This window comes from Alteromonas sp. ABH4_457 (assembly GCF_056160625.1).
In genome coordinates this window covers 443,033-467,543 of sequence record NZ_JBSWXN010000008.1, presented here as the reverse complement: position 1 = coordinate 467,543, position 24,511 = coordinate 443,033, and the positions used below count along the sequence as shown (strand labels likewise).

General features: G+C 47.7%; 19 protein-coding genes. 9 read left to right on the top strand and 10 right to left on the bottom strand.

From position 1 onward, the window contains the following. Positions 1 to 1,839: beta strand repeat-containing protein (locus tag ACXAGR_RS21975; RefSeq protein ID WP_474852517.1), on the top strand; the 1,839-nt coding region annotated here is incomplete at its 5' end. A gap of 47 nt (positions 1,840 to 1,886) precedes the next feature. Here ACXAGR_RS21975 and ACXAGR_RS21970 read toward each other — a convergent pair. The 4 genes from ACXAGR_RS21970 to ACXAGR_RS21955 all read right to left on the bottom strand — a co-directional run bounded on the left by ACXAGR_RS21970 (position 1,887) and on the right by ACXAGR_RS21955 (position 9,360). After that, positions 1,887 to 2,894, bottom strand: a complete 1,008-nt coding sequence (locus ACXAGR_RS21970; protein WP_474852515.1) for a PAS domain-containing protein — start codon at positions 2,892 to 2,894, stop codon at positions 1,887 to 1,889. Continuing rightward, complete coding sequence (locus ACXAGR_RS21965) at positions 2,891 to 5,404, bottom strand: chemotaxis protein CheB (protein WP_474852513.1); 2,514 nt, start codon at positions 5,402 to 5,404, stop codon at positions 2,891 to 2,893. Before ACXAGR_RS21965 ends, ACXAGR_RS21970 begins: the two co-directional genes overlap by 4 nt. Positions 5,405 to 5,430: 26 nt before the next feature. After that, the gene (locus tag ACXAGR_RS21960; protein WP_474852511.1) at positions 5,431 to 7,422 is read right to left on the bottom strand and encodes a putative bifunctional diguanylate cyclase/phosphodiesterase; all 1,992 of its coding nucleotides are present in this window, start codon (positions 7,420 to 7,422) and stop codon (positions 5,431 to 5,433) included. Between the two features lie 162 nt (positions 7,423 to 7,584). Beyond that, positions 7,585 to 9,360, bottom strand: coding sequence for a DUF885 domain-containing protein (locus ACXAGR_RS21955; protein WP_474852509.1), 1,776 nt, complete (start codon positions 9,358 to 9,360; stop codon positions 7,585 to 7,587). A 244-nt stretch (positions 9,361 to 9,604) separates the two neighbouring features. Here ACXAGR_RS21955 and ACXAGR_RS21950 point away from each other — a divergent pair, with 244 nt between their 5' ends. The 6 genes from ACXAGR_RS21950 to ACXAGR_RS21925 all read left to right on the top strand — a co-directional run bounded on the left by ACXAGR_RS21950 (position 9,605) and on the right by ACXAGR_RS21925 (position 16,494). Beyond that, entirely contained in the window at positions 9,605 to 10,819 is a 1,215-nt protein-coding gene (locus ACXAGR_RS21950; protein ID WP_474852507.1) for a M24 family metallopeptidase, read from the top strand. Between the two features lies 1 nt (position 10,820). After that, positions 10,821 to 11,423 carry a YigZ family protein gene (locus ACXAGR_RS21945; RefSeq protein ID WP_474844857.1) on the top strand — a complete coding sequence of 201 codons (603 nt, stop codon included), beginning with the start codon at positions 10,821 to 10,823 and terminating at the stop codon, positions 11,421 to 11,423. 127 nt (positions 11,424 to 11,550) lie between these two features. Continuing rightward, positions 11,551 to 12,201, top strand: a complete 651-nt coding sequence (trhA, locus tag ACXAGR_RS21940) for a PAQR family membrane homeostasis protein TrhA (protein ID WP_474844858.1) — start codon at positions 11,551 to 11,553, stop codon at positions 12,199 to 12,201. A gap of 10 nt (positions 12,202 to 12,211) precedes the next feature. Continuing rightward, the gene (locus ACXAGR_RS21935) at positions 12,212 to 12,697 is read left to right on the top strand and encodes a protein-tyrosine phosphatase family protein (RefSeq protein WP_474852505.1); all 486 of its coding nucleotides are present in this window, start codon (positions 12,212 to 12,214) and stop codon (positions 12,695 to 12,697) included. A 208-nt stretch (positions 12,698 to 12,905) separates the two neighbouring features. Continuing rightward, positions 12,906 to 14,996, top strand: a complete 2,091-nt coding sequence (locus ACXAGR_RS21930) for a right-handed parallel beta-helix repeat-containing protein (protein ID WP_474852503.1) — start codon at positions 12,906 to 12,908, stop codon at positions 14,994 to 14,996. 46 nt (positions 14,997 to 15,042) lie between these two features. Further along, the gene (locus tag ACXAGR_RS21925; RefSeq protein WP_474844861.1) at positions 15,043 to 16,494 is read left to right on the top strand and encodes an oligosaccharide flippase family protein; all 1,452 of its coding nucleotides are present in this window, start codon (positions 15,043 to 15,045) and stop codon (positions 16,492 to 16,494) included. 46 nt (positions 16,495 to 16,540) lie between these two features. Here the strand turns inward: ACXAGR_RS21925 and ACXAGR_RS21920 are convergent, their stop codons facing one another. After that, positions 16,541 to 17,380: a class II glutamine amidotransferase gene (locus ACXAGR_RS21920; protein ID WP_474852501.1), complete on the bottom strand. Its 840-nt coding sequence runs from the start codon at positions 17,378 to 17,380 to the stop codon at positions 16,541 to 16,543. Between the two features lie 166 nt (positions 17,381 to 17,546). Here ACXAGR_RS21920 and ACXAGR_RS21915 point away from each other — a divergent pair, with 166 nt between their 5' ends. Continuing rightward, positions 17,547 to 18,830 (top strand): PAS domain-containing sensor histidine kinase, encoded by a 1,284-nt coding sequence (locus ACXAGR_RS21915; RefSeq protein WP_474852499.1) that lies wholly within the window; start codon positions 17,547 to 17,549, stop codon positions 18,828 to 18,830. A 29-nt stretch (positions 18,831 to 18,859) separates the two neighbouring features. Here the strand turns inward: ACXAGR_RS21915 and ACXAGR_RS21910 are convergent, their stop codons facing one another. From ACXAGR_RS21910 to ACXAGR_RS21900, 3 genes are all read right to left on the bottom strand, one after another. Further along, positions 18,860 to 19,666 carry a polysaccharide pyruvyl transferase family protein gene (locus ACXAGR_RS21910; RefSeq protein WP_349584529.1) on the bottom strand — a complete coding sequence of 269 codons (807 nt, stop codon included), beginning with the start codon at positions 19,664 to 19,666 and terminating at the stop codon, positions 18,860 to 18,862. 71 nt (positions 19,667 to 19,737) lie between these two features. Then, positions 19,738 to 20,529 carry a Stf0 family sulfotransferase gene (locus ACXAGR_RS21905; RefSeq protein WP_474844864.1) on the bottom strand — a complete coding sequence of 264 codons (792 nt, stop codon included), beginning with the start codon at positions 20,527 to 20,529 and terminating at the stop codon, positions 19,738 to 19,740. Positions 20,530 to 20,560: 31 nt separating this feature from the next. Beyond that, positions 20,561 to 21,421, bottom strand: a complete 861-nt coding sequence (locus tag ACXAGR_RS21900; protein WP_349584526.1) for a glycosyltransferase family 2 protein — start codon at positions 21,419 to 21,421, stop codon at positions 20,561 to 20,563. Positions 21,422 to 21,498: 77 nt separating this feature from the next. Here ACXAGR_RS21900 and ACXAGR_RS21895 point away from each other — a divergent pair, with 77 nt between their 5' ends. Continuing rightward, positions 21,499 to 22,308, top strand: a complete 810-nt coding sequence (locus tag ACXAGR_RS21895) for a sulfotransferase family 2 domain-containing protein (RefSeq protein ID WP_474844865.1) — start codon at positions 21,499 to 21,501, stop codon at positions 22,306 to 22,308. 67 nt (positions 22,309 to 22,375) lie between these two features. Here the strand turns inward: ACXAGR_RS21895 and ACXAGR_RS21890 are convergent, their stop codons facing one another. Both ACXAGR_RS21890 and ACXAGR_RS21885 read right to left on the bottom strand, forming a co-directional pair. Beyond that, a complete protein-coding gene (locus ACXAGR_RS21890; RefSeq protein ID WP_474852498.1) occupies positions 22,376 to 23,365 on the bottom strand; it encodes a glycosyltransferase family protein in 990 nt (329 codons plus the stop codon). Then, positions 23,365 to 24,492, bottom strand: a complete 1,128-nt coding sequence (locus tag ACXAGR_RS21885) for a glycosyltransferase family 4 protein (RefSeq protein ID WP_474852496.1) — start codon at positions 24,490 to 24,492, stop codon at positions 23,365 to 23,367. Before ACXAGR_RS21885 ends, ACXAGR_RS21890 begins: the two co-directional genes overlap by 1 nt. Between the last annotated feature and the right edge of the window lie 19 nt (positions 24,493 to 24,511).

Sequence of the window (24,511 nt, the reverse complement as noted above, 5' to 3'; positions counted from 1 at the left end):
GATGTGAACGTGTCGGTACTGGATGATGCCGGCAATCTGGCAACTGTCAGCACCTCAGGATTAATTGACCTGACACTGCCAGTGCTGAACATCAACCCGATTACGGACCTGACCAGCAGTACGCCGTTAATTTCCGGTACCTCTGACGAAATCGGCGCACTGGTAACCGTCGACATTACTGACGGTAACGGCGATACCCAGAGCTTCAATGCGACAGTACTGGGCGACGGCACCTGGTCGGCCAACGTGCCCATGGCAATTTCAGAAGGCTTGCTGGATGTGAACGTGTCGGTACTGGATGCAGCGGGCAATGTGGCCACGGTAAATACCTCCGGCCTGATTGACCTGACGTTGCCAATCCTGAACATTAACCCGATTGCGGACCTGACCAGCAGTACACCGTTGATTTCCGGTACCTCTGATGAAATCGGCGCTCTTGTCAGTATTGCTGTGACGGATGGTAACGGTGATACGCAAAGCTTCAACGCGACAGTTCTCGGTGACGGTACCTGGGCTGCCAACGTACCTGTTGCGATTTCAGAAGGCTTACTGGATGTGAACGTGTCGGTACTGGATGCAGCGGGTAATGTGGCGTCGGTGAATACCTCCGGCCTCATCGACCTGACGCTGCCAATTCTGAACGTGAATGCCATTACTGACCTCGCCAGCGACACACCACTCATCAGCGGTACGTCTGATGAAATCGGCGGTATCGTAACCATCGATATCACAGACGGTAACGGTGATACGCAAAGCTTCAACGCGACAGTTCTCGGCGACGGTACCTGGTCCGCCAACGTGCCCATGGCGATTTCAGAAGGCTTGCTGGATGTGAACGTGTCGGTACTGGATGCAGCGGGCAATGTGGCCACGGTGAATACTTCCGGCCTGATTGACCTGACGTTGCCAATCCTGAACATTAACCCGATTGCCGATCTGACCAGCAGTACGCCGTTGATTTCCGGTACTGCTGACGAAATCGGCGCTCTTGTCAGTATTGCTGTGACGGATGGTAATGGCGATACCCAGAGCTTCAACGCCACAGTACTTGGTGACGGCACCTGGTCTGCGACTGTACCAACCGCTATTTCTGAAGGCTTGCTGGATGTGAATGTGTCGGTGCTTGATGATGCCGGAAACCTGGCAACTGTCAGCACGTCAGGGTTAATTGACTTAACCCTGCCAATACTGACCGTTGATGCAATTGGTTTCACTAACGATTTAACACCAACCATCTCTGGTACATCTGATGAAATCGGCGCGACGGTGACCATTGAAACAGAAGATGCGCTGGGCGCAACCCAGTCACTGACAACGACGGTAGCCGGTGACGGCTCATACACGCTGGATATCCCCACCGATGTGGCGGAAGGAATTCTGAATGTAAATGTGTCGGTGCTGGACGTGGCCGGAAACCTGAGTCAGGTAGCTCTGAGCGGTGAAGTCGACGTGACCCCGCCGTCTCTGAATGTGACCCACGTACCTACAATCACTGAACCGTTTATCTCCGGTACTGCCGACCCCGAACTGGAAGGACTGGCCGTCAATGTAGATTTGACTGCCAATATTCTGGGAATTGAGCAAACTGTGTCAGTAACCGCTACCGTTGCTGAAGATGGTACCTGGACATACGGACCGTTCCTCGATCTGGGTGTGGGCCCGTTATCGTTATCGGCATCTATTACCGATGCGGCCGGAAACGTAACTACTGTGAGTGAAGGAGGAAGTCTGTCACTACTTGAAGGCTTCCTGAGTGGCCCAAGCTCAGATTCCGGCGATTCGGGAGACTCAGGTTCACTGATATCTCTGAACCTTGGCCCGTTAAGTATCGATATCTAAGGAAATTCAGAAAAAAAACAAAGGGTGTGCTTCACAGCACACCCTTTTTATTTAAAGAACATTTCGAGAATGTATGACAGGTCCAGATATTTATCTAACATTTCGCTATTTACCGGTAAAACACGGTATTGCAAGCCTATGACCGGCTTTCCTGCCAACCACGGATGAGTCTGAACAGCACTTCGCATTTCTAACTCAATTTTTCTGACGTCATCTTCGGAATAATCCAGCATAACAACGCCTATCAGCTCATTTGAAAACTGAAAAGGAACACACCCCGGAATCAACGCAAAAACGGATTTATTGAGAAAGTTTTTTAATTCGTCCGACTGAGTGATATCGCCATTTATGCCGTTGAAAGAAAATCTCAATGTTGTGAGCTTGCATCCTAATCGGTCAGCAGATTGTGCAAGCAAGCGCACATGCTCAATAAAAAACTGGCTTCCGGCAAACCCGTAATCGTCCCAAATTCGTTCACTTTCTGAGCGGCGAAGCAGAGAATCATTTAATAGTTTTACCTGGGAGAGCTCTGAATGCACTTCATCCAGTCTTCTTTGCAGATGTTCATATTTTATTTGAAGGCCGAGCAACTCCTGTTGTCTTTCCATGACCCTTGTCATGTCAAGATGGCATCCCAGCATCCTTACCGGCTCACCCTCATTGGAGTAAATGGCAATACCGCGACAGCGTACCCACACAATTGTGCCGTTTTTGTGCCAGTATCTGACTACCTGGTCGTAAGGATGTTTCGGGTTTTTCAGGTGAAGCTCAAGATTACGTTTAGCGACAGCAAGATCTTCAGGAAAAATGATGTCCTGCCATTCTGTAATTTTATGCTCTTTAAATTCCGGATCGTAACCAAAAAGACGCCAGAACTTCGGGCTCATCCACTCATTTTCAGGGTCGGTTAAATCCCAGTACCAAAGCCCGTCTACAACATCATCCTGAAAAAATTCGAACATTAATTTGTCGCGTTGCAACAAATTGAGCAGTTCCTTTTCGAGGTAATGCTGCCCTTGCTCCAGCATGACATCCCGGTGGAGTGAATCACTCATTGATGTAATTCAACAATAGAGATAATCACGCCTTTTGCACTGTCGCCAATCTTATACTGACTGACGGTTACCTCGTAACGCTGCGCGGTACTGTCGTCCTGATAGACTTCCTTTACAGTAGATTTCTGACCACGATTAACCTGGGAAACGAGCTCATCTAATGCAGTCAGCGGCTTCTTAAACGACAAATCTCTGAAATCCCGGTTAATATCAAAATCAATAATATTCACATATTGCTTCATTGCATGTGTGAATCTTCTGATTTTGAGATCGCTGTTAAGAAACAGCACTGCCAGATGGGTAGCAATCATCAGATTCTCTAAGTCATTGTTGATGTCCGTCAGCTCAACAATTTTTTGCTGGTACTCACTGTTTACCGTATAGAGTTCTTCGTTTACCGATTGCAGCTCTTCGTTGGTCGACTGCAGTTCTTCATTAGCTGCCATCAACTCTTCATTGCTCGACTGTAACTCTTCACTGGTTGTATCTAAGTCTTCCAGTGCTTCACGATAAAGCTTCTGACACTCTATCAGAGCATTATCCAGTTCTTCTATGCGTTTAACTGTCTGCTCGCTACGCTTATAGATAATGTCTGCATCAGGCACTGATTGCATTGAACCCGGTACAAAACTTAAAGCGACAAAAACATTATCAGGCCCGTTTTCGTTAAAACTGAAACAACGCAAGGACCAGCGCTCCGTTTCAGTGACTCTGATGTCTTCCATGAATACCGAGATATTCTCACGTAATACCTGATGGGCAGCCGATATAGCCTGACCTGATAAATCATCTCTCAATACATCGGATAAATCATGGGTAACCAAACCCGGCCGCAGAGGTGCCGTGAAGGCGGTCGTATCGCCGTAACTGTATATAACCCGCAATTTTGTATCTGTAATTAATGTCGGAGGCAGGTAAGCCTCCATCATTGCCTGTCTGCCAACGGCTGCAGACTTGCGATCTATTTCAATGCGCTTATTCGGAGAACTCAAATAGTGAGATACAGATTTCGGCTTGTAATGCCGGTTCTGAAAAGGCTTAGCAGAATGAATCTGGGAGGAAGGCACCTTTATATCTTTGGCTTTCTGATAGATGCGGTTGCGCTGATCGGTAAAGTCAAAATAGATACTGAAGCTTCCCGGTGATTCCGCACTTCCTAATATGAGGTAGCCTTTCACTTTCAACGCAAAATGGAAAAACGCCATTACTTTTTGTTGCGCTGCATTTTGCAAATAAATAAGCGTGTTGCGGCAACTCACCAGATTCATATTGGAAAATGGCGGATCCTGAATCAGATTGTGGGTGGCAAACACCACCATATTCCTGATTTCTTTAGTCACCTGGTAACTGCCATCGTTCAGTAAATTAAAATACCGCGCAATAAATTCTGAAGACATTTCGGAAGAAATACTGCCGGGATAAATACCATTCGCGGCAAAAGCCACAGCTGACTGATCAATATCGCTGGCAAACAGCGTAACCTGTCGCTCCACTTTTAATTCCTGCATTGCCTCAGAAAACAGGATAGCATAAGAATAAGCCTCTTCACCGGTAGAACACCCCGGAACCCACACACGTATGGTGTCATCTTTCGATGTTTCCAGTACCATGGGTTTTACAACATCTTCATACAACCTTTCCCAAACCTCAGCGTCCCTGAAGAACTGAGTGACACCAATGAGCAAATCTTGTTTTACCAGTTCAACTTCATCCGGCGTGCCGTTTAAATATTCCCAGTATTCAAGCAAAGTATGCTTGCTGTTAATGCTCATTCTGTGCTCAATACGGCGGGAGACCGTAGATTCTTTGTAAGCACGAAAATCCAGTTCGGTACGATCGTTAATTAAACCAAGAATGTCGTCGAGTATTTTAGAGTTCTTAGATAGGTGTTCACGGAACTTACTGGGTTGATCCCGCACCAGCGGATGCTCGATGAAACGTCTTAACTGTTCAGGGATCTCCTGAACATTCAGCACGAAATCCACAGAGCCGGTATTGATTGCATTTAACGGCATGCCATCAAAGCGAGCCTCAGCGGGATTCTGGGCGATGACCATCGCCCCCATCTCTTTCAAAGACAGAATGCCACGGCTACCATCGGAGCCTGTACCGGATAGTATTATACCTATCGCGCGATTCTGTACGTCTTCTGCGATGGTTCTGAACAATTCGTTAATGGGGAGATTTATGCGGTTGTCAGGGGGTAAATCAGACAGGTAAATGCATCCTTCAGCCACCCTCATCAGTTTGCCTGCAGGTATGAGGTAAACCGTATCAGGTTTCAGTTTTTCCCCCTCTACTGCCTGGTGTACAGCCATTTTGGTATTTTTACTTAACAGCTCATCCATCATCGACTTAAAGTCAGGCGATAAATGCTGAGCAATGACATAAGATGCGCCAAGATTGTCCGGCAGTACATTAAAGAGTTCCTGCAGAGCTTCAAGACCGCCGGCAGAAGCTCCTATGCCTACAATGTACTGCGCTTCCTTTTCCGATGCTCTTTTATCCATTTTCCGTTCCCGATAAACTACCCGTGTCAGGTTACACAAGGCTGACTGTTAAGCATTTTTATTAGTGTATCTGAATCCTGTGGCTTAGAAAAATAAAACCCCTGAAAAAGCTGGGCACCAAGATTTCTGCAGAGCTGGAACTGTTCCTCTGTTTCCACACCTTCAGCCAGAATTTGTAGATTAAGACTTTTCCCCATTGCAATCATTGCTGTCAGAGTTTTCTTATATTTGTCATTGGTGGACACATTCTGAACAAAATAACGGTCTATTTTCAGTTCATTAAAATCGTAATTCATTAACCTTTTAAATGAACTGAATCCGGTACCGAAATCGTCCATTGAAATTAAAAACCCTCTGCGCTGCAATTGTTTTATCTGTCGCTGTACTCTTGTGCTGTTACGCTCTAGCATCATCTCTGTAATTTCAATACATACACTGGAAAGAGGAATCCCGAATTCCATGCAGAGTTGTGTAATGACTTTATTGAAATTTTCTTCTTCGAGTTGACTGACATCCACATTCATATTCAGCGTCAACGCAGGCTGATGTTCGCGTAATAGTGCGAAGCCTTTCAATGCCTCTTTTAATGCGTTATCAAAAAGTGCCAACTCCATGTTCTGCCGTTTAGCAAAACTGATAACGGATTCGATGCCTTTGAAATACTGAAATGGAGCTTTAAATCTGGCGAGGGCTTCTACTGAACGGATTTGGCCATCAACACTGTAGATTGGCTGAAAATGACACGTCAGGCCATCATCACTCAAGACGTCCTGAAGTTCTTTTTTCTGATTTTTTAGCCACTTCTTTTGCTCTCTGAGATTCACATCATAAATTTTAAAATGTTCTGCAGTAAGTGCTCCCCGCTTTACTTCATACATACCCTGGTCGGCTGCATCCAGAACAGCCTGAACCTTTTCAGCTCTGGTCTGATTTTCTTCAAACTGAATAGTGGGCGTCCAGGCAATACCAATACTGCAACGCAATTCTATTTCGCGCCCTTCCAGCATACAGGTAGTGTTCAATAAGGAATCTATCTTTCGCGCTATCCCCTCTACCGTTCTGTCTGAGGTGATAGAAGACATACAAACAACAAATTCATCACCTCCAAAACGGGCACTGAGGTCATTTTCGCGCACCGCAGAAGCAATTTTTCTTCCTACATATTTCAGCACTGCATCACCGAACTTGTGACCCGTGGTATCGTTAATCTCTTTGAACCTGTCGATATCGATAAACAAAAATAACGAACGGGAAAACCGGTTGGCATCCATCTCTTCGACTTTGCGAATAAAGGCGGACCGGTTAAATAACTCAGTTAATGAATCGTGTTCAGCCATGTACTGCAATTTGCTTTCTGCCCGAAATTCATTCGTTACATCATTCAGGGTTACCGAGGCACTGATAAAATTGTCTCTGGAGTCAAAGTAAGCTGCCAGTTGCACTGAAAATACGTAAATGCTGCCCAGTGGCGTAACAAACTCTATACGGGTTTTATATAAGTTTCTGCAACTCTCAGTATTGCTTACGTGATCACGGAACTCCCTGGCCAGTGACGGGGGTAAATAATCGATCCATTTCCTGCCATATAACTCATCCAATGAGGTTTTCAACATGTCTGCACAACGTGCATTAATAAAAACCGCATTCCAGTTGCTGTCCACGTTGATCACGCCGATTGGTAAATCATGGGCAATTTTTGAAATGCTCTTGCTATCGGCAATCACCGATAATGCCCAGGGGTACTTCTCAAACTCTGATGCAGATAAGACGCAGTGATAACCGAGGAAATTCTGTACGTCCAAAACCCGGGGCAAATCCGTTAACTCTATATTTTCAAATACTTTTAACGAATGAGGGAGTAAAGCGTGAAAAGCAAAGTGTGATACCGGAGCTGATGTCTTACACAGCGATTTATTTTTATCATAAAAAGCTGTAAAGCCATCATTGAGACTCACCAGTAATTCGTGAAGATTTCCGGCAAGTTGATTCCTTTCGTGAGTTGAATCCGTGTAATCCAAAACAAACCCTGCATAATAAAATTGAATCCGGGCAACAACTCATGCCCGATACTGTATATAGCATAGACGCTATATCGGAAAAGATAATAAATGAACATTTTGCAATAAAACTACGAACTTCCTGCCCTTAATGATCAGGGTAGGTAGCGTGAAGTAAAACGATTACTGATAAGGAGACACACCGCCTTCTTCAATAAACCGGTCGATACGCTGTTCAAGCACAGACAAAGGTACTGAGCCCAGTTGCAAAACCGCATCGTGGAAATGGCGGATATCGAATTTTTCACCTAATGCAGATTCAGCGCGGGCACGGTTTGATTCCATTGCCATTTGTCCCAGGTAATAAGACAACGCCTGACCCGGCCATGCAATATAACGATCAACTTCAGTGGTAATTTCATGGACCGACAGTGCCGTGTTGTCTTTCATGAACTGTTGCGCCTGTTCACGGCTCCAGCCTTTTGCATGAATACCGGTATCCACCACCAGCCGTGCTGCACGCCACATCTGATAGCTCAGCATGCCAAAGATTTCATAGGGGGTGTGGTAAATTCCCATCTCTTCGCCCAGCTTCTCGGTATACAGAGCCCATCCTTCTCCGTAAGCAGAAATGTAGCTTTCCCGCCGGAAGTCCGGGATCCCGTCATTTTCCAGTGACAACGGCATCTGGAAGGCGTGTCCGGGTGCTGACTCATGCAAGGTCAGGGCTGGCAGCGAATAAAGCGGGCGTGACGGTAAATCGTAGGTGTTAACCAGATAAACGCCCGGGCCACCGCGACCTGCGGTGTAAAACGGTGCAATATCATCAGGCACAGGAATAATAGCAAAACGGGCACGGGGCAGATGACCGAAAAAGTCAGAGGCCACGGCATCAAACTCTTTGGCTGTCCAGGCCGCTCTGTCGAGCAGCGCCTGAGGCGTATCGACATAGAACTGCGGATCGGTGCGCAGGAAATGAAGGAATGCGGCTAAATCGCCATCAAAGTTCACCTCAGCCATGACATCGTGCATGCGGTCACGGATTTTCGCCACTTCATCCAGACCAATCTGATGAATTTCTTCCGGGGTTAAATCCAGTGTGGTGTACTTTTTTGCCTGAGCACGGTAATAAGCTTTGCCATCAGGTAAATCGTAAGCGGCAATGGAAGGCTGTGCCCCGGGGATGTACTCTTCAACTAAAAAGGACAGCAGCTTTTTATGCGCAGGAATAACCGCTTCGCTGATCGCTTTTTGTGCCTGTGCACGCAAAGCCTGTTGTCGCTGTGCAGAGATTTTGGCAGGGAACTTAATAAACGGCTGAAAATACACGTTATCTTCACCAGCAGCGTCAACTACCGACTCCACAGAGCGTTCACGGCCAGCCAGAGAAATCGCCGGTAAGGTAAACTTCCGCGCAAGACCCATTTTCATGTTGGCGATCTGTTGATCAAAATACCGTGGCATATCGTTAAGCCAGGCGATGTAATTCACATAATCCTGTTCGCTGTGAAATGTCTCCCGCGCCAGGTATGTCAGGTCGCTCCAGAATGCGGTATCACCCAGCAAAGGCTTTTCCCAGCTACGGTATTCCTGATCCATAATGAGGTTTTCAATCTGATTACGGTATACCGCATAGTTGGTCTGATTCTCTTCCGACAATGTGGCGGTATCAATAGTATTCAGCTCTCTCAGCACAGACTGCCAGCGGCTCAGGCGCTTTTCCTGCGTGGCCTGACTCACATCCGGCAAAGCAGATGGCGCTGCGTGTGTATCGCTGTTTTCATCCACACTGTAGTAATTCTTACGCCACTGCCATTCCTGCGAGTATAAGGTTTCAAACTGGCCGTCGGCGGTATCTGTTGCAAGGGGTTCAGAAGCCGCATACACCGCAGCACTTCCCTGAAAGGCCAAAAAGACGGATAAACTGAGGATGCGTACAGAGCGTGTAAAAGTGGTCACAAATATTCTCCCTGTTTTTATTGTTATGTACCTGAAATGGGTTGTATTGAGTTTTAACACGGCGGGACAACGGATTACCAGATTTAGCCGCCGGTTGTGCAAATTGAGCGGATAAACAGCAAATCGGCAGGCGGACTGAATTTACCGCCGGACGAGGAGATCCTTTGCTTATATATCCGTATGATAGCAACCACAAGAAGCCGGACAGATAACCGGCAAAATAAGCGAATTTACCGGAGGTAACATGACAGGAAACGGCATAGGCGGAAAAACAAAAGAAGAAGCTTTGTCCACGCTTCAGGATATGACAAAAGATACTGTGGCGATTGGCAAAGAAGAGTTTGAAGCCAGGATCCGAAAAGCGCAGGCATTAATGAAAGCGCAGGGTATTGCGGCGCTTTACCTTAATGCCGGCACCAATATGACCTATTTCACCGGCCTTGAATGGTACGCCAGTGAAAGACTGGTGGGCGCATTACTGCCAGCAGAAGGTCCGGTCACTTTTATCGCACCGTTTTTCGAAATAGCTTCCCTGTCTGAACGTCTGATCATCGCCGGTGACATTGCCGGCTGGCAGGAACATGAAAGCCCATATGTCCTGTTCGCCCGCTTGTTAAAACAGACCGGTGTAAAGCCAGGTGATAAAGTGGGTATTGATGAATCAACGGCCTTTTTTATTACCGACGGTTTTCAAAAAGCCATGCCGGAGCTCCAACTGGTTAACGCCAGTCCGGTGACTGCAGGATGCCGCATGCATAAAACGGCACCGGAACTGGCCCTTATCCAGCGGGCCATGGATATGACGCTGGAGGTGCATAAAGCCGCCGCCAGTATTCTTTACGAAGGGATCACCACCACCGAAGTGGAACAGTTCATTCATGAAGCGCACAAGAAAACCGGCGCGCCGGCAGGTTCGTGTTTCTGTATCGTACTGTTCGGTAAAGCCACCTCTTTTCCTCATGGCGTGAAAGATCCACAGGTATTGAAACCCGGCGATCTGGTGCTCATCGACACGGGCTGTAAATTAAAAGGTTATCTGTCTGACATAACCCGTACTTACTGCTTTGGAGAGCCTACAGAAAAACAGGCCCGCTTGTGGCAAGCAGAAAAAGAAGCGCAGATTGCCGCGTTTAACGCAGCACAACCCGGTACGCCTTGCGGACGGGTTGATGCCGCAGCCAGAGACTGTCTGGCGGGCTACGGGCTGGGCCCCGATTATCAGTTGCCCGGCCTGCCCCACCGCACCGGTCACGGTATCGGCATGGACATACACGAATGGCCCTATCTGGTGAAAGATAATCCGCAGCCGTTGGCTACCGGAATGTGTTTCAGTAACGAGCCGATGATTGTGGTCCCCGGGGATTTCGGGATCCGCCTTGAAGACCATTTCTACATGACAGATGAAGGCCCAGCATGGTTTACTGAGCCCGCTAACAGTATTGAGAAACCTTTTAACTAAGATGAGTTATTCCATTCCTGCGCAGCGTTACGAAACCCTGCTGGAAATTAAGAAGAGTAAATTTTATGCCTGTGCCGGCTTCGCCCAGACCCGCGAAGATGCCATGCTGATGCTTGATGAAGTGAAAGCCCGCTATCCGGATGCCAGACATCATTGCTGGGCGTATCTTTTAGGCCATCCCGACCAGCCACTCAGCGTGGCGATGTCTGATGACGGGGAACCCTCCGGCACTGCCGGAAAGCCAATACTCAATGTATTACAGCACAAACCGGTGGGTAACATCATGATGATTGTTACCCGCTATTTTGGCGGTATCAAGCTGGGGGCCGGCGGACTGGTCCGCGCCTATTCTGGCGCAGCACAACAGACCATGGAAACCCTGCCGGTTATTACACAGGTTAAACTGAATGCCTTTACCGTGACCACTGATTTTGCTCAGGAGCAATTTATCCGCCACTGGACTGAATCGGTTAAAGGTAAAGTCACAGATTGCACTTACTCGCAGGCTGTAACCCTCAGCATTGCCATACCCGACAGCGCCGTGGAGGCTTTGCGTCAGTATGAAGGAAGCCTCGGTTTGACAGTAAAAGCCGTTAAAGGGTGACGGTTTGTTAACTACAAAGGCGTAATCCCCGGACAGCGTCATACTTCTGCAGCATTTTGAGTGTACAAGTGTACGCTGAAACTATACACTGGTTTTTATCGACTGGTAAGATCTGTGGGAGCATCACATGACACAATCAGAAAAGCGGCCTGCTGCGGCAAAAGCCTACTCTGTGCTGGAAGAATGGTTAAATAGTATCAGCCATGGTGCGGGGTTTGTTGCGGCCGTTGTGGGGCTGGTGTTTTTACTGCTTCGTGCTGAGCAACCGGTAGCCATCGCCGCAGCCGCCGTTTACGGTACCACGCTGATCCTGATGTTTCTCAGTTCTACCCTCTATCACAGTATTTCCCACACCAAAGTAAAGGGGATCCTGAAGCTGTTTGATCACAGCGCAATTTATTTGCTCATTGCCGGGACTTACACTCCCCTCCTTCTGGTCGGTATCGGCGGATGGCTGGGAATTACGATGACCGCAATTGTGTGGATCCTGGCTACAGGCGGTGTTGCCTTTAAACTCATTGCCCGGCACCGTTTCCCGAAGGTATCTGTGGCAACTTACCTGCTGATGGGCTGGATAGCCCTTGGCCTTATTTATCCGCTTTATATGGCGCTGCCGGGAGCCGGACTGTGGCTGATAGTTGCCGGGGGACTATGCTTCAGTATCGGTGTGTTATTTTACGTTGCCAAGTCAAAGCGTTACACTCACGCTATCTGGCATCTGTTTGTGCTGGGTGGCTGTAGTTGCCATTTCTTTTCAATTTATTATTTTGTGGTGTAAACGCTCAAGCATGAACACAACCGACAAACCGGCTTCTCACCGTCTGATCACCGGAACGGCCTCCATAACACTGGGAGCGGTGCCGGATGCGCAAAGCATTCAGACACTTAAACAACAGGGTATCACCCACGTTATCACACTGCAGACCTCATCAGAGCATGCTGAGCAGGTGGAACGACTGGTTAAAGATGCGGGCATGCACTGGCGCTGGTTTCCGTTTACCGAAACTCTCGACAGTACAGAGACCGGACTCGAATTACTGAGGCAGTATATCCAGGAACTGGGTAAGCTTACCACTGAAGGTAAACAGCTTTATTTTCACTGCAACGATGCCAGAAGCCGTTGTATGTTGTTAATTTTTGCCCTGCTCCACCATCGCCGCATCCCGTCATCCAGTGCCTACCCTATGCTACACGACCTGTCATCAGGCTCAGCAAACCGTTTAAGCCGTGCAGAATTACAGTGGGCAGCCAGCCTCGGGTTATCGGTGCATTAATAAGACAACCTGTTGCCTGCGAAGTGTATTCAAAACAAGACACTCCGCAGGTTTCCTCTTACCTCTTTGAGGTTCTGACAAGTCCTGAACCGGTTAAAACCGCAGAGCCGCAAGGCTTCACCGTTAAATCCCCATTGTGGCCTTTGTTTTGCTTCTGACAGTAATGAGTAATTAGTTTCTTCTCATTTTCCCGTCACGGAGTATCTTAATGCGACTATCGCCGCAATCAGTCTATGCCTCACTGTCACTTCCACGAAATCTTCGCACGTCACGCCCTTCACACTTCGTTAAAGTACTTGCGTTAGGGTTGTCCTGCCTGACTGTACACTTCGCACAAGCCGCGAGCGTAGCACCGGCTCAACCGGGCAGCATGGCGCTGGAGAAAATCGCTGCGCAAGGCGTGTCAGATTTACAAAGTGCAGAGACATTAGTGGAAGATTTAGCGGCTTCGAAGCGCTACGGACGGATGCTGAATCTGCTTAAGCAGGACTACAACGACGAGTCCGGTGAGATTTTAATGATGATGAGTCGCGGCGAGTCACTGGAAAACGCGACACTGAAGTTAGCCAAAAGAGCTGGATCTGAAACCGCGATGGGCCATGTGGTTAAATCGGCATTTATTCTGTTTCCTCTTAATCAGGCTGACTTATACCATTATTTGCAACAACACCTGGGGATACGGGATACACTGCTGAACAAGTGGGCAGAAAATGCAGGGGTCCTTACTGAACCAACTATGCCGGCTCCCGATGATAAGGGTCTGTTTATTCAGCCACTCATTGAGTCTGCCAGTATATCGGTATTTGATGTCACCGCTGACACCCGCGCAGAATTACTTTATCGCCGCTCAGGTACTGAACAATGGCAGCAAGGCAGGGATTTAAGTTTCGAACCGGTCAACGGTATCCTGACAGGGCCGGTTGTGTATCTTGAAGCCGGCACAGCGTACGATGTGAAGGTAGTTCTGCATGCGCCTCAGCAGCCTGTGAGGATAATTGAAAGCCAGTTTACCACCCGCGCGGATAAACCTGTGATTGACCCGGATAAGGTATATAAACTCTCCGACATTTATAAAGGCGGCATGCTGGATCTTGAAGCGCTGGGCATTGAAGGCAGCAAAGACGGGTACGCCAAAATTGTGGGGGACGCCGGCACAGTCATTACCCCTGACGATTCAGATAAATACGCTATCTTTACCGGCGACAACAGCTATATCTACTTTGAAAACATCACCATAGAAGGCGCGAGAGTGCATGCTATTTATGGTGAAAAAGGCCATGATATCTGGATAAACCAATGTGATATTTCAGGCTGGGGCCGGGCACCGAATGTCATGAAAAATGGCATTGCCTATGAAATGGAAGATGCCGGCCCGATTAACTATGACTCAGCCATTTACTTTCGTCAGTCCGGCGTGATCACGGTGGAAAACTGTCACGTGCACGATCCCCGCGCCATTGCCAATGACTGGTCTCATGGTCATCCCAAAGGACCTAACGCGTTTCTTGCACACGCAAACCATCCTGACCCGCAATTTAAAGGTCAGGTGATTGTTCGTAACAATCACTTCACCGGTACGGCAGACCACCGTTTAAATGATGTCATTGAAGGGCGCAAGAATGCAGAGCCTCTTGGCGGTTTTGTCCGTGACTCGGCGATTTATAACAATGTACTGGCATATTCCAACGATGATGCCATTGAAGTGGACGGCGGCCAGCAGAATGTACTGGTTTACAACAACGACATTTCACACACTTACTCGGGAATAAGTATTACGCCGGTTCGCGTTGGCCCGGGCTTTGTGTTTAATAACTATATCCATGATTTGGGCGACTTGCGGGGTAAACAGTGGGCGTCAATCAAGATGGGTGGCCTGCTCACCAGTCCGCTGGGACAAAGCATTATTCTGCATAACCTGATCACCACAAAACGTAACGGATTAACCGCTTCGCGGTTTAAGGACGACAACACTTTCTGGACGCAGGTACAGAATAATGTGGTAATTAATCAGAAAGACGCGAACCGTTCAGGCTTTGCCGTTTTCGATCCGCAGGGCTACCCTGAATCAGAATATATCAACAATTACTTCTATAACCTTTCTGCGGGCAAGCCGAAAATTCAGGCGAATATTACCGTGCCCTATGAATTTGATGAGGCTAAACTGAATCAGCAAATCGCAGAAGCTTTATTTATAAAAGGCAAAACCGTATTGCTCCCAAATTCTGACAAATACCGTATAAACAACTTCACCAGACTCAATGAAGACGGCACACAAGCAATCTACGGAATTATTGAGTAACAATAAATAAGCAACATCAAGTGCAGTAACAAGGACGTCAGTCTCTATGTCGTTGAAAGCCAAGTCCCTTAAGGGCGCGTTTTTTAATTTATCCGCGAATGGCGCAGGCCAGCTGGTAAATTTTGTCGTCTACGCCATCATGGCGCGTATTCTGGGCGTTGAAGAGTTCGGTCTGGTGGCTATTTGTCTGATGGTCACCGATTTCTGTAACCTGTTCGTCACCGTGGGCGTATCGCAAAATCTCATTCAGCGCAAAGAATGGGACAATAACTTCGCCAGTTTATCCTTCTGGTTTTTGATGGGTGTGTCACTGGTCATCGCAATTTTGATGTTCGCTGTGGCAGTGCCCGTTGCCTGGTACACCTATTCCGAACTCGCCGCTCAACTTATTGCGGCGCTGGCAATTATTCCGCTGGCTAACGGTTTGCGCCTGGTCCATAAAGCAAAAATGGAACGGGATTTTGCCAATAAACGGCTGGCGGCCTACGACACAGCCGGCGTGCTGGTTGGAGGCGTAGTGTCTGTCGCCACGGCATTAACCGGCTTCGGCGCATGGGCGATTATTCTCGGAAAAGTTGTTCAGGCTTTTGTTTCTACAGCCCTGACCTGGCACGGCTCGGATTTCCGTCCCGGTAAGGTAGAGGATAAGTCCCACCTGCCTGAAATCATCCGCTTTGCGAAACCGCTGATCGCCATGTCTTTCATGAATTTCTTCTCCCAGCGTACATCAAACATCGTTATTGCGGCCTTTCTCGGGGCCGCCACCTTTGCCTACACCTCAGTGGCAAGACAAGGGTTTTCAGTATTGAACAACCTCACTTTCCAGCCACTGAACAGAATTGCTCTGGCCGGTCTGGCAAGGGTTGAGGACCACAAACTACCGGCAACCTTCGCCCGTGTGGTCAGCATGACCGCCATCTTCGTTACACCGGTGTACTTCGGTGTCGGTGCTATCGCTCATCCGTTTATTGATGTGGTGTTCGGTGATAAATGGACTGACAGCGCATACTTATTGTCTATTCTGGCGCTGCAAACGCCCTGTAACGTGATGGCGTACTATCTGCCTAACTTGCTGATTGCAAGAGGCTTACCGGCTCAGGCATTTAAACTTAACCTGATAAACCTGACCTTTAACTTCCTGTTTCCGTTAGCTGCTGTTCCCTGGGGCCTGTATGCAGTGATCTCTGCGCTTGTTGTTGCTAACTTTATCACCCTGGTGCTGAAATTTATGCTGGTGAAAAAATCTCTGAACATTAGCCTTACAGACGCATTCAGAGAAACCTGGATGTTCACCCTTACCGGTACAGTAATGTTCTGTGTGGTGTTATATGTCGAGCGCAATCACTTACTGGGACTGGATAACGTATTTCTTGAGCTACCCGCTCTGGTTGGCCTTGGCGCATTGATTTACTGCGGCAGCCTGCTACTGTTTTTCCGCAAGAAAACCCTGGCCATTGCGAAAGAATTTAAATCAGGAAAGAAAAAGAAGAAGGTGTAGCTGTCTTATCCTGCCGGACTGACCGACAGCCATGCTGAGAGATTTGCTAAGCGCAATCTCTCGGCATGTTTAAGGGACTGATCATGGCGGCTTCAGACTTGTGTACCGGCACATCGACTTTACCACTGGCAATCACTTCACCCAGTTGCCATAACCGCCATTCTCCCCGTTCATAAATATCCCAGGTTTCATCGTGAGTCAGCGGTTCTGTTGCGATAACACTCACCACGTCTGCCGGCGTGGTTTCAGAGGCAAAATCCACTTCCACCTCCACATCTTTCAGACAGGCCGGTCCGAATGGTGCCCGGCGGGTAATGCTGGCCAGCTTGGTACTGCAAAAAGTGAACAGCCAGTCACCGTTACTCAGCAAGCAGTTAAACACACCCTGCTCAGCATATTCTTTTGACAGGGCCACCAGCGAAGCAGCCAGTTGCTCAGGCATAGCATCGCGGGGCAAAGTCTGACGGATTTGATTCATTAAATCGCAGAACAGCTCTTCACTGTCTGTGTCACCGATAGCTTCGTACATACCGGCTCTGCGGGTAAAACCGGGGATCTGGCCATTATGGGCAAACACCCAGCAACGCCCCCACAATTCACGGGTAAACGGATGCGTATTAGAAAGGTTAATGTTACCCACATTCGCCTGGCGAATATGGCAGATTGCCGTTTTGCTCTTTATCGGTAACTTTGAAACAAATTCAGCGATTTGAGAAGTCGCGCAGGGTTCGGGATCGTGAAAAAGCCGGACGCCCTTTCCTTCATAAAAAGCGACACCCCAGCCATCTTTGTGAGGACCGGTTTCCCCTCCCCTGCGGGTCAGGCCGGTAAAACTGAAACATAAATCGGTTGGCGTATTGGCACTCATGCCAAGGAGTTCGCACACTGTGCATTCCTTTCTTAGAGGCAAAGGCTGGTAGCGTAGCCAAAAAATTTGTCGGTGGCAATGCTTTGACTTCCGGCAAATGTTAACGTAGTGTGAGAGACGAACGTCATTAAAAATAAGCTCTGTTGAAGTGACATTTTATGATTAATTTTGTAGTGAGGTAAAAATGTCAGAAGATTCAGTTTCAACCACCGACGATTCACTATTTACCACTTTTCTGACCAACACCATCGATGGCGCACTTATTATCGAAAATGGTCGTATAAAAAGTTGTAACGACAGCTTTCTCCGGCTTCTGCGTTACGAAAGCAGGGACTCTCTTACCGGACGCGATTTACTACACATTTCTGCAGAATACCAGACTGCAAACGTATCGTCTGAATCGATGTTCCACAGTATTCAAAAAGAAAATGCAAAAAACTCGAGCTTCAAATTTGATTGGTTATTTCAAAAATCTGATCAAACGTTGCTCTGGACAGAAACAACCATAACCAGATTAGATTCCGGCGATGCCAGCGTATTGTTGTTGATGATTCGGGACATATCTCTGCAAATGGAACTGGAACAGGAGATATATAAAAGAAATCAGGCTCTTGAAGCTTCAAATGTCGGTTTGAACTTTGTAATAGAGAATCTGGCTGAAACGCAGGGACAGCTTATCCAATCAGAAAAAATGGCCAATATCGCCCGTCTTGTTGCCGGTATCGCCCACGAAATCAACACGCCTGCTGGCATAAGCCTGACCGGTATCACTCAACTGCTGGAGGAAAGTAAAATTGTCCAGCGTCAATATGAAGATGGCAGCCTGACTCAGGATGAATTTGAAGATTTCATCAGCAGCGTCACTGAACTCTCAGAAATGGTGAAAGGCTCAATTGATAAAGTCTCCCATCTCATCTCAAGCTTTAAGAAAATTGACATTACACAGAGCGCCGATGAGGAGCAGCCGGTAAATGTAAGGACACATATCGGAGATACTTTATACTGCCTCGAGAGTTCACTGAGCGCATCCATGATTGAAAATCAGATTGAATGTGCAGAAGATATTAACGTCATAATTAAGCCTGAATTGTTATCACAAATCATCAGCAATCTGGTGATAAACTCTATTCAACATGGCTACGGGCCGGACAAGCACGGCCATATCTATATTTCTGTGAAACGTGAATCTGCCAATCAGTTTACCTTGCTCTATAAAGACGACGGGTGTGGTATCGATGCGGAACATATTCATAATATTTTCTCTCCGTTCTACACCACCAGAAGGAAAGACGGGCACATCGGTCTGGGCCTGAGTATTGTGTACACCATCGTCACTCAGGGACTGGGAGGAACGATTGAATACATTGACAACGAAGGATGCGGCGCGCAATTTCTTATTAAAGTAAGGTTGAAGGAGGCACAGGCTTCAACAAGTACCGGTGCATTGGCAGATGCAAAGTCAGTGTGACACACTGACTTTGCTATTGGTGTTTACCGTCACTCTGCACCCCAGAGATCGAAGGGGAAAGCCTGATAAAGCTTATCTGTGATTGCGGTGAAATCCGGTGGCGCAGGTAAATTCATAGAGATGCCTTCCGCCAGGCTGGTCACCTTGGGAATTTCAGTACGACCTGTGCCCTGATAGTAATCTTCATATTTAAACATCGACTCGCCGCTGCCGGAATCGTAAAAAATGGCAGGCACGCCGTATGCTTCGGCAATGATGACACCATGTAATGAACTGGAAATAACCCGTTTGCTGTTCACGATAGCTTCAATGAACGAGCCGGGATACTGCATGGGTGTAACCAGATCCTTTTCATAGCCTTCATACTGCGCCATATCATCGTTCATATGGTTGATAATGATGTAGTCTTTTTTGTGCGCCTTTTCCATCAGGTGCTTTGAATAAAAATGAGGAAGCAGTAACGCCGGGTCACCGTAAACTTCCGGTACACTGATGCCACGGTTCATAAGGTATTCACGGGTAAGAGGGCCGCGTACGGCACGGACGTCGAGGTTATCAAACTGAATGACCTTATCGCCCATTTTTTTGTTATAACCTGTGCCCCACAATGTATCTCCGTCCCGCGCAAAATGCAGAACAGAACCCACACTGACCAGCTTGGTTGAGGGATCCAGTTTGTCTTTGATGAGCTTTCCTTTCATAGCGAGTACGCGCTTCACCAGATCGTAAGCCACATAATCGCCGATATTCGGCCGGTCGTCTTTCTTCGACTGCCACCAGTACACCCGCTTTTTCTCTTCTGCCAGCGCCTGTTTTTCTGCCCATTGATTTAACATAGTTTTCCTTTAATACTCACGGCGGATTACGCCGTCGTTCCACTCTTTATCTGGCTCAGAACCTGTCTGAATCAGGATAATTTTTTCGACAACTTGTGCCAGAAACTTTCACGGTTAAAACGTAACAGTTCATCGTCGCCGTCAAACTCCTGCTGAAACCGTACCTGCCATTGTTTGTTTAAAATGTTACTTTGCTTTTTGGTCACCGGCGTTGGCGGAATACGGTGACTTTCCACCGCCAAATCCATAAAGTCAGCAATTCGGAGTACAGAATTAGCGGTGTTGGCTTTGACATCTGCAAAATTCAATTCCATATATTTGCTGCCGGTTGCCGCCAGGGTGTATCGCCAGGACGCATTTTCCAGGCTGACGCGGCGCAGGCCTGCTTCAATATCTTCAAAGTTGTACTCCGGATCTGCCGCCGGCTTGCCCTGCTGTGATATCCAGGCCCCGGTTTGTCTGGCTACTGCCAGCGATACAGCCTGAGCCATCACATCTTCACGGGTAAGCAATACAAAATGCGGATTCGGCAGCATTTTGCACATCGCTTTGAACCCGCCGAACTCTTCGATATGGGAATAGTGCACTTTGATACCGAACACACCATTCGGGGATGTCCGCCGCGCCCTGAGTTCATCAAGCACTTCCGGCAAAGTCCTGCGGTTAAGACGCAGTTTCCATTCGTCGAGGTTTTTTCTGTTCACGTATTCAAGGGGAAAGCCAAAAGCGCCGGTTTCGTGAAGCACATGACCAAGCATATGACTGCCTGAACGCACGGTTGATGCAATCACCAGTGTTTTTTGGGTTTCCGTCTGATGTGGGAAGTCGTGTTCTGAAGAAAACTGATCCTGATAGAGTTCCATGACTCTTCTCCTGTAATGAGGGCCCGTAACCCTAACTGACCCGCTGTCGCACTTTTTTTACCGTTACCGCAGCCAGGTGGTTCAATGTCACAGACAAACCGGCAATGTGAACAGACTTCATCACCCATTTAAGCTTGTCTTTTTTTAGTGGCAAATACACCAGTAATTGAGCAGCCACCCGTTTACGGTAATTCCCGTCTCCGAGAAACTGGCGGTGTTTGTCTGCTGAGCGCAGGCGCACCACCGCTTCGTCCGGCGTCATTTTCGCTACTTTGGCGCCGATGCCGTCCATATTCATGAAGCGGTACAAAAAGATGGGCTTGGGAATATTCCATAATGAATAGCCCAGCTCTGAAAGCCTCACGTACATATCCCAGTCCTGCCCGTTGGGCAGGGTTTCATCGAAACGTTCCTTTAGAGCGATATCACGTTTCACACTGAAACCGCTCATACCGCAATATTGATTACCGGTTCGGAGTACTTCACGCTCTACCCGTCTTGAAGGCTGCACGAACAGTTGCTCACCACCTAAAACCTGATAACCGCTGACCACAGCGTCCGCGCCGTTGTCGTAAGCTTTTTTGTGTTCCCACAAATATTCCGGCAGCCATATGTCGTCGTCATCGAGAAAGGCAATGTAATCACCTTTTGCGCTGTCTACCCCAATGTTACGAGCCTTGTTCGCACCCGATGATTCTTTCAAAAAGTGATAGTGAAAATTCGGCTTTTCTGAAAATTCAGTGAGAATGTCATCATATGGCAAGGAAGATGCATCATTCACTACAATCACCTCAAGCGGCTGCTCAACTTGTGCATATACACCGTCCAGCGCTTCTTTGAGTTCTGCAGGTCGATTGAATGTTGTAATAACAACGCTGAATTTGTCGCTCATTGGTATCCCTGTGAGTTGCAATCCGAATAGGAAGTCTGCGTAGATTTCCCGAACATGAATATGATGGAGCAAGAATCATGCAAGAAATCTTAAAGCAGCAATCAGAGAAGTATCTCGCCCGATATCCGAAAATCTTTTTCTGCCACGTTCCCAAGTGTGCCGGCGTCTCTCTGTCTAATGCCATCTATCAGTCTGTCTATCCATCACTGCTGAAAGCAACCCGCTTCACCGGCCATATTGATCTCAGAGCCAGCAGGGAGTGCGAGAAGTTACTGGGAGTGGACATGATGACCGCAAGGGAAACCCAGTTAACCTTCCAACTCAGCAGTAAACACCAGGTATTTACTACCGGCCATTGTGTGGCGCGCCCTGAGGTAGTCAGTAACTTTTACAAAGACTGGCACTTTTTGACGATACTCAGAAAGCCTGCAGACCGCTTTATTTCTGAATATGTATACAACCGCTTTAAAGAATCGGAATGGCAGAAAAACGAAACTGACATCGAAGAATATCTGCAGTCAGAAAAGGCGCTTAACTCGGCAGTCACCTATGCCCGCTATTTTTCCGGATACCGCAATGCCGCTGATATTATGGCGAATGCAGATGATGTGATTGCTAAAGCTGTTGCAAATTTGCGTCATTTCTCGGTGTACGGCACGCTGGAGCAAATGGATAAATGGCAGGAAGATTTTAATCAGCGCTTCAGCACCCGCATCAATATTGCCAGCAAAAATACCAGCCCGAATCGTGGTGCCTCATCAGCCATTACCAGTAACCCGAAATTAATGGGCGTTATTACAGAGCTGAACCGCGTTGACCAGGCCATCTATGATGCTGTGTTTGCGATGGTGAATGACAAACAAACCTTGCAGGCCAGAGCAAGCTGATATTTGGCTGCAACGAAAAAGCCCTGCTACGACGCAGGGCTTTTTGTTATGAAACTGAAAGAGATAATCAGGTAGTCAGTACTACCCGCCAGGATTCTCTGATAGCTTCCTCACCGTAGCGGTCTACAGCTTGATTCACTACCACACTGGAATCAACGTACTCCAGATTGGCCAGTTGGGTTTCCAGATTATCCGGTTCAATAATTTTAACGAAAGGAAACTCTCTGGCCTTCATTCGCGCGAAGGCGGAATCGAAACACAGCACGTTGGCGCCTAAACTCATAGCCATGTAAAAGGTGCCGGAGGATATCATCGCGTTATCATCGTGGGCCATGATAACAAAGCGCGTGTCAGACACCGCGTCTTCCAGCGTTTCTTCTTTTACAAATTCATTATTCCAGTCCACCTGCAAACCTCTCTGGTCAATAATACTGTACAACCTGGCTGCATATTCCTTGTCGGAACAAAAGCCCATCACCTGCAATTTTTGATTCAGCGGCCATACCTCTAACAGTTTATCGAGGCGCTTGTAGGGCTTAATTGATCCAAAGTACAGAAAGTCGATACCTTTTTGGGTATCTCCGATGGCCTCAAAGAATTGAAATAAATCCCTGTCGTTGAAATAAAGCGGGTGCTTCACCACGCTTGATTCTATTCTGTCGGTCATTTCAAGAGTGACAACACGGTCCGCAATAAGCGTCAAGAGCCTCAATATGAATGTGTATAGAGTAGAGTGAGTACTTACATTATGAGGCTTGTAGTTATGACGTACCCAAATTACTTTGCTACTGAAGAAGGGAATGGAACAGACAGTAAGAAAGAACGCGAGGAGGAAGGCCCAGCGTTTGGGCCCGCTCATGCCCTTGCGAAAGGGCTGATCTTCATACCAGTTTAATACCAGCCAGTTTTCCTTTCTGCTGAACAGGTTTGCCGGACGGAAGAGGTGTTTGAACGGGCGGATATCATATCCCAGCTCGCTGAACGCCCCTTTTATCCTGTCGACAAACCCGTTGCTATGTACAAAAGGATACAGAAACAGCTTACGTCTTTCAGTCATCAGGCCGCCGTACGTGGTTGAACAGGAATGCCCATAGCAAGGTTATTCGCAATCACGTAAGTATCATCAGAGATAGCATCCCAGTTGAAGGTGTTCAGGAACGCTTCTTTATTAATAGCCAGCTTCATATCATCCACGTGGGTGATTTTGTAGGCCAGCGCGTCAGTATCGCCAACCTTGAAGTAAGCATCTTCCGGCAAACCGATATCGGTGTTCGGAGTAATATCACTGATTATCACTTCTGTACCGGCGCTGATGGCTTCCAGTGCGACGATAGGCAAGCCTTCGTGGTAAGATGGTAATACAAATACCCGGGCGAACTTGTACAAAGCGTTCAGCTCATCCCCCTGACGGCGGCCGGCAAAAATAATTTTATCGCTGGCCTGCTTTTTCAGTTTCATAGAGTATTCATCTTCGTGGTCTGCACCACCTACAATGACCAGTTTCAAATCTGTATCAGACTTTTTGTATGCTTCGACTAAATCGTGAAAGCCTTTCTCAGGAACGAGGCGGCCAACAGTAAGTACATACTTACCCGGCTCAATACCTAAATCCTTTGGCAATGCTTCTGCACCCATCTGAGTATCCATATCGGTTTTAGCACCGTTGGGTACGAACAGGATACGGTTCGATTTACCGGAGAAACGGTTCTTCAGCACGCCGGTGAGAGAACGGCCAACCACAATGGCGCGGTCTGAGAATTTCACTGCCATCGTTTCACCAAACTTCAAAATATTTTTGGCAAACTGATTCCATTTCTGTCTGTCATAGTCAGCGCCATGGTGGGTTACCATAACCTGCATACCCAGCAGCTTTGCCAGTGGTGTAAACAGAGCCGGCCCGATGCCGTGAATATGCAATACATCCGGCTTCACCACGAAGCGGGCGTAAAAAATAGCCAGGAAGGTGTGTAAAAATGTCTCGATGAACTTATGCTTCAAAGTCCACACAGAACGCAGTTTTACGCCTTTGTATTCTTCAACAGACTGATCCACATACGGTGAGCGGCAAATCACAGTGACATCCATGCCCGATTTGACCAGCCGCGGATACAGTTGCTGGCAATGAGATTCGATTCCGCCCATTACGTCGGGAATTCCTCTTAGTCCTACGGCACATAGTTTCATAACTTTCTCCAATATCTCA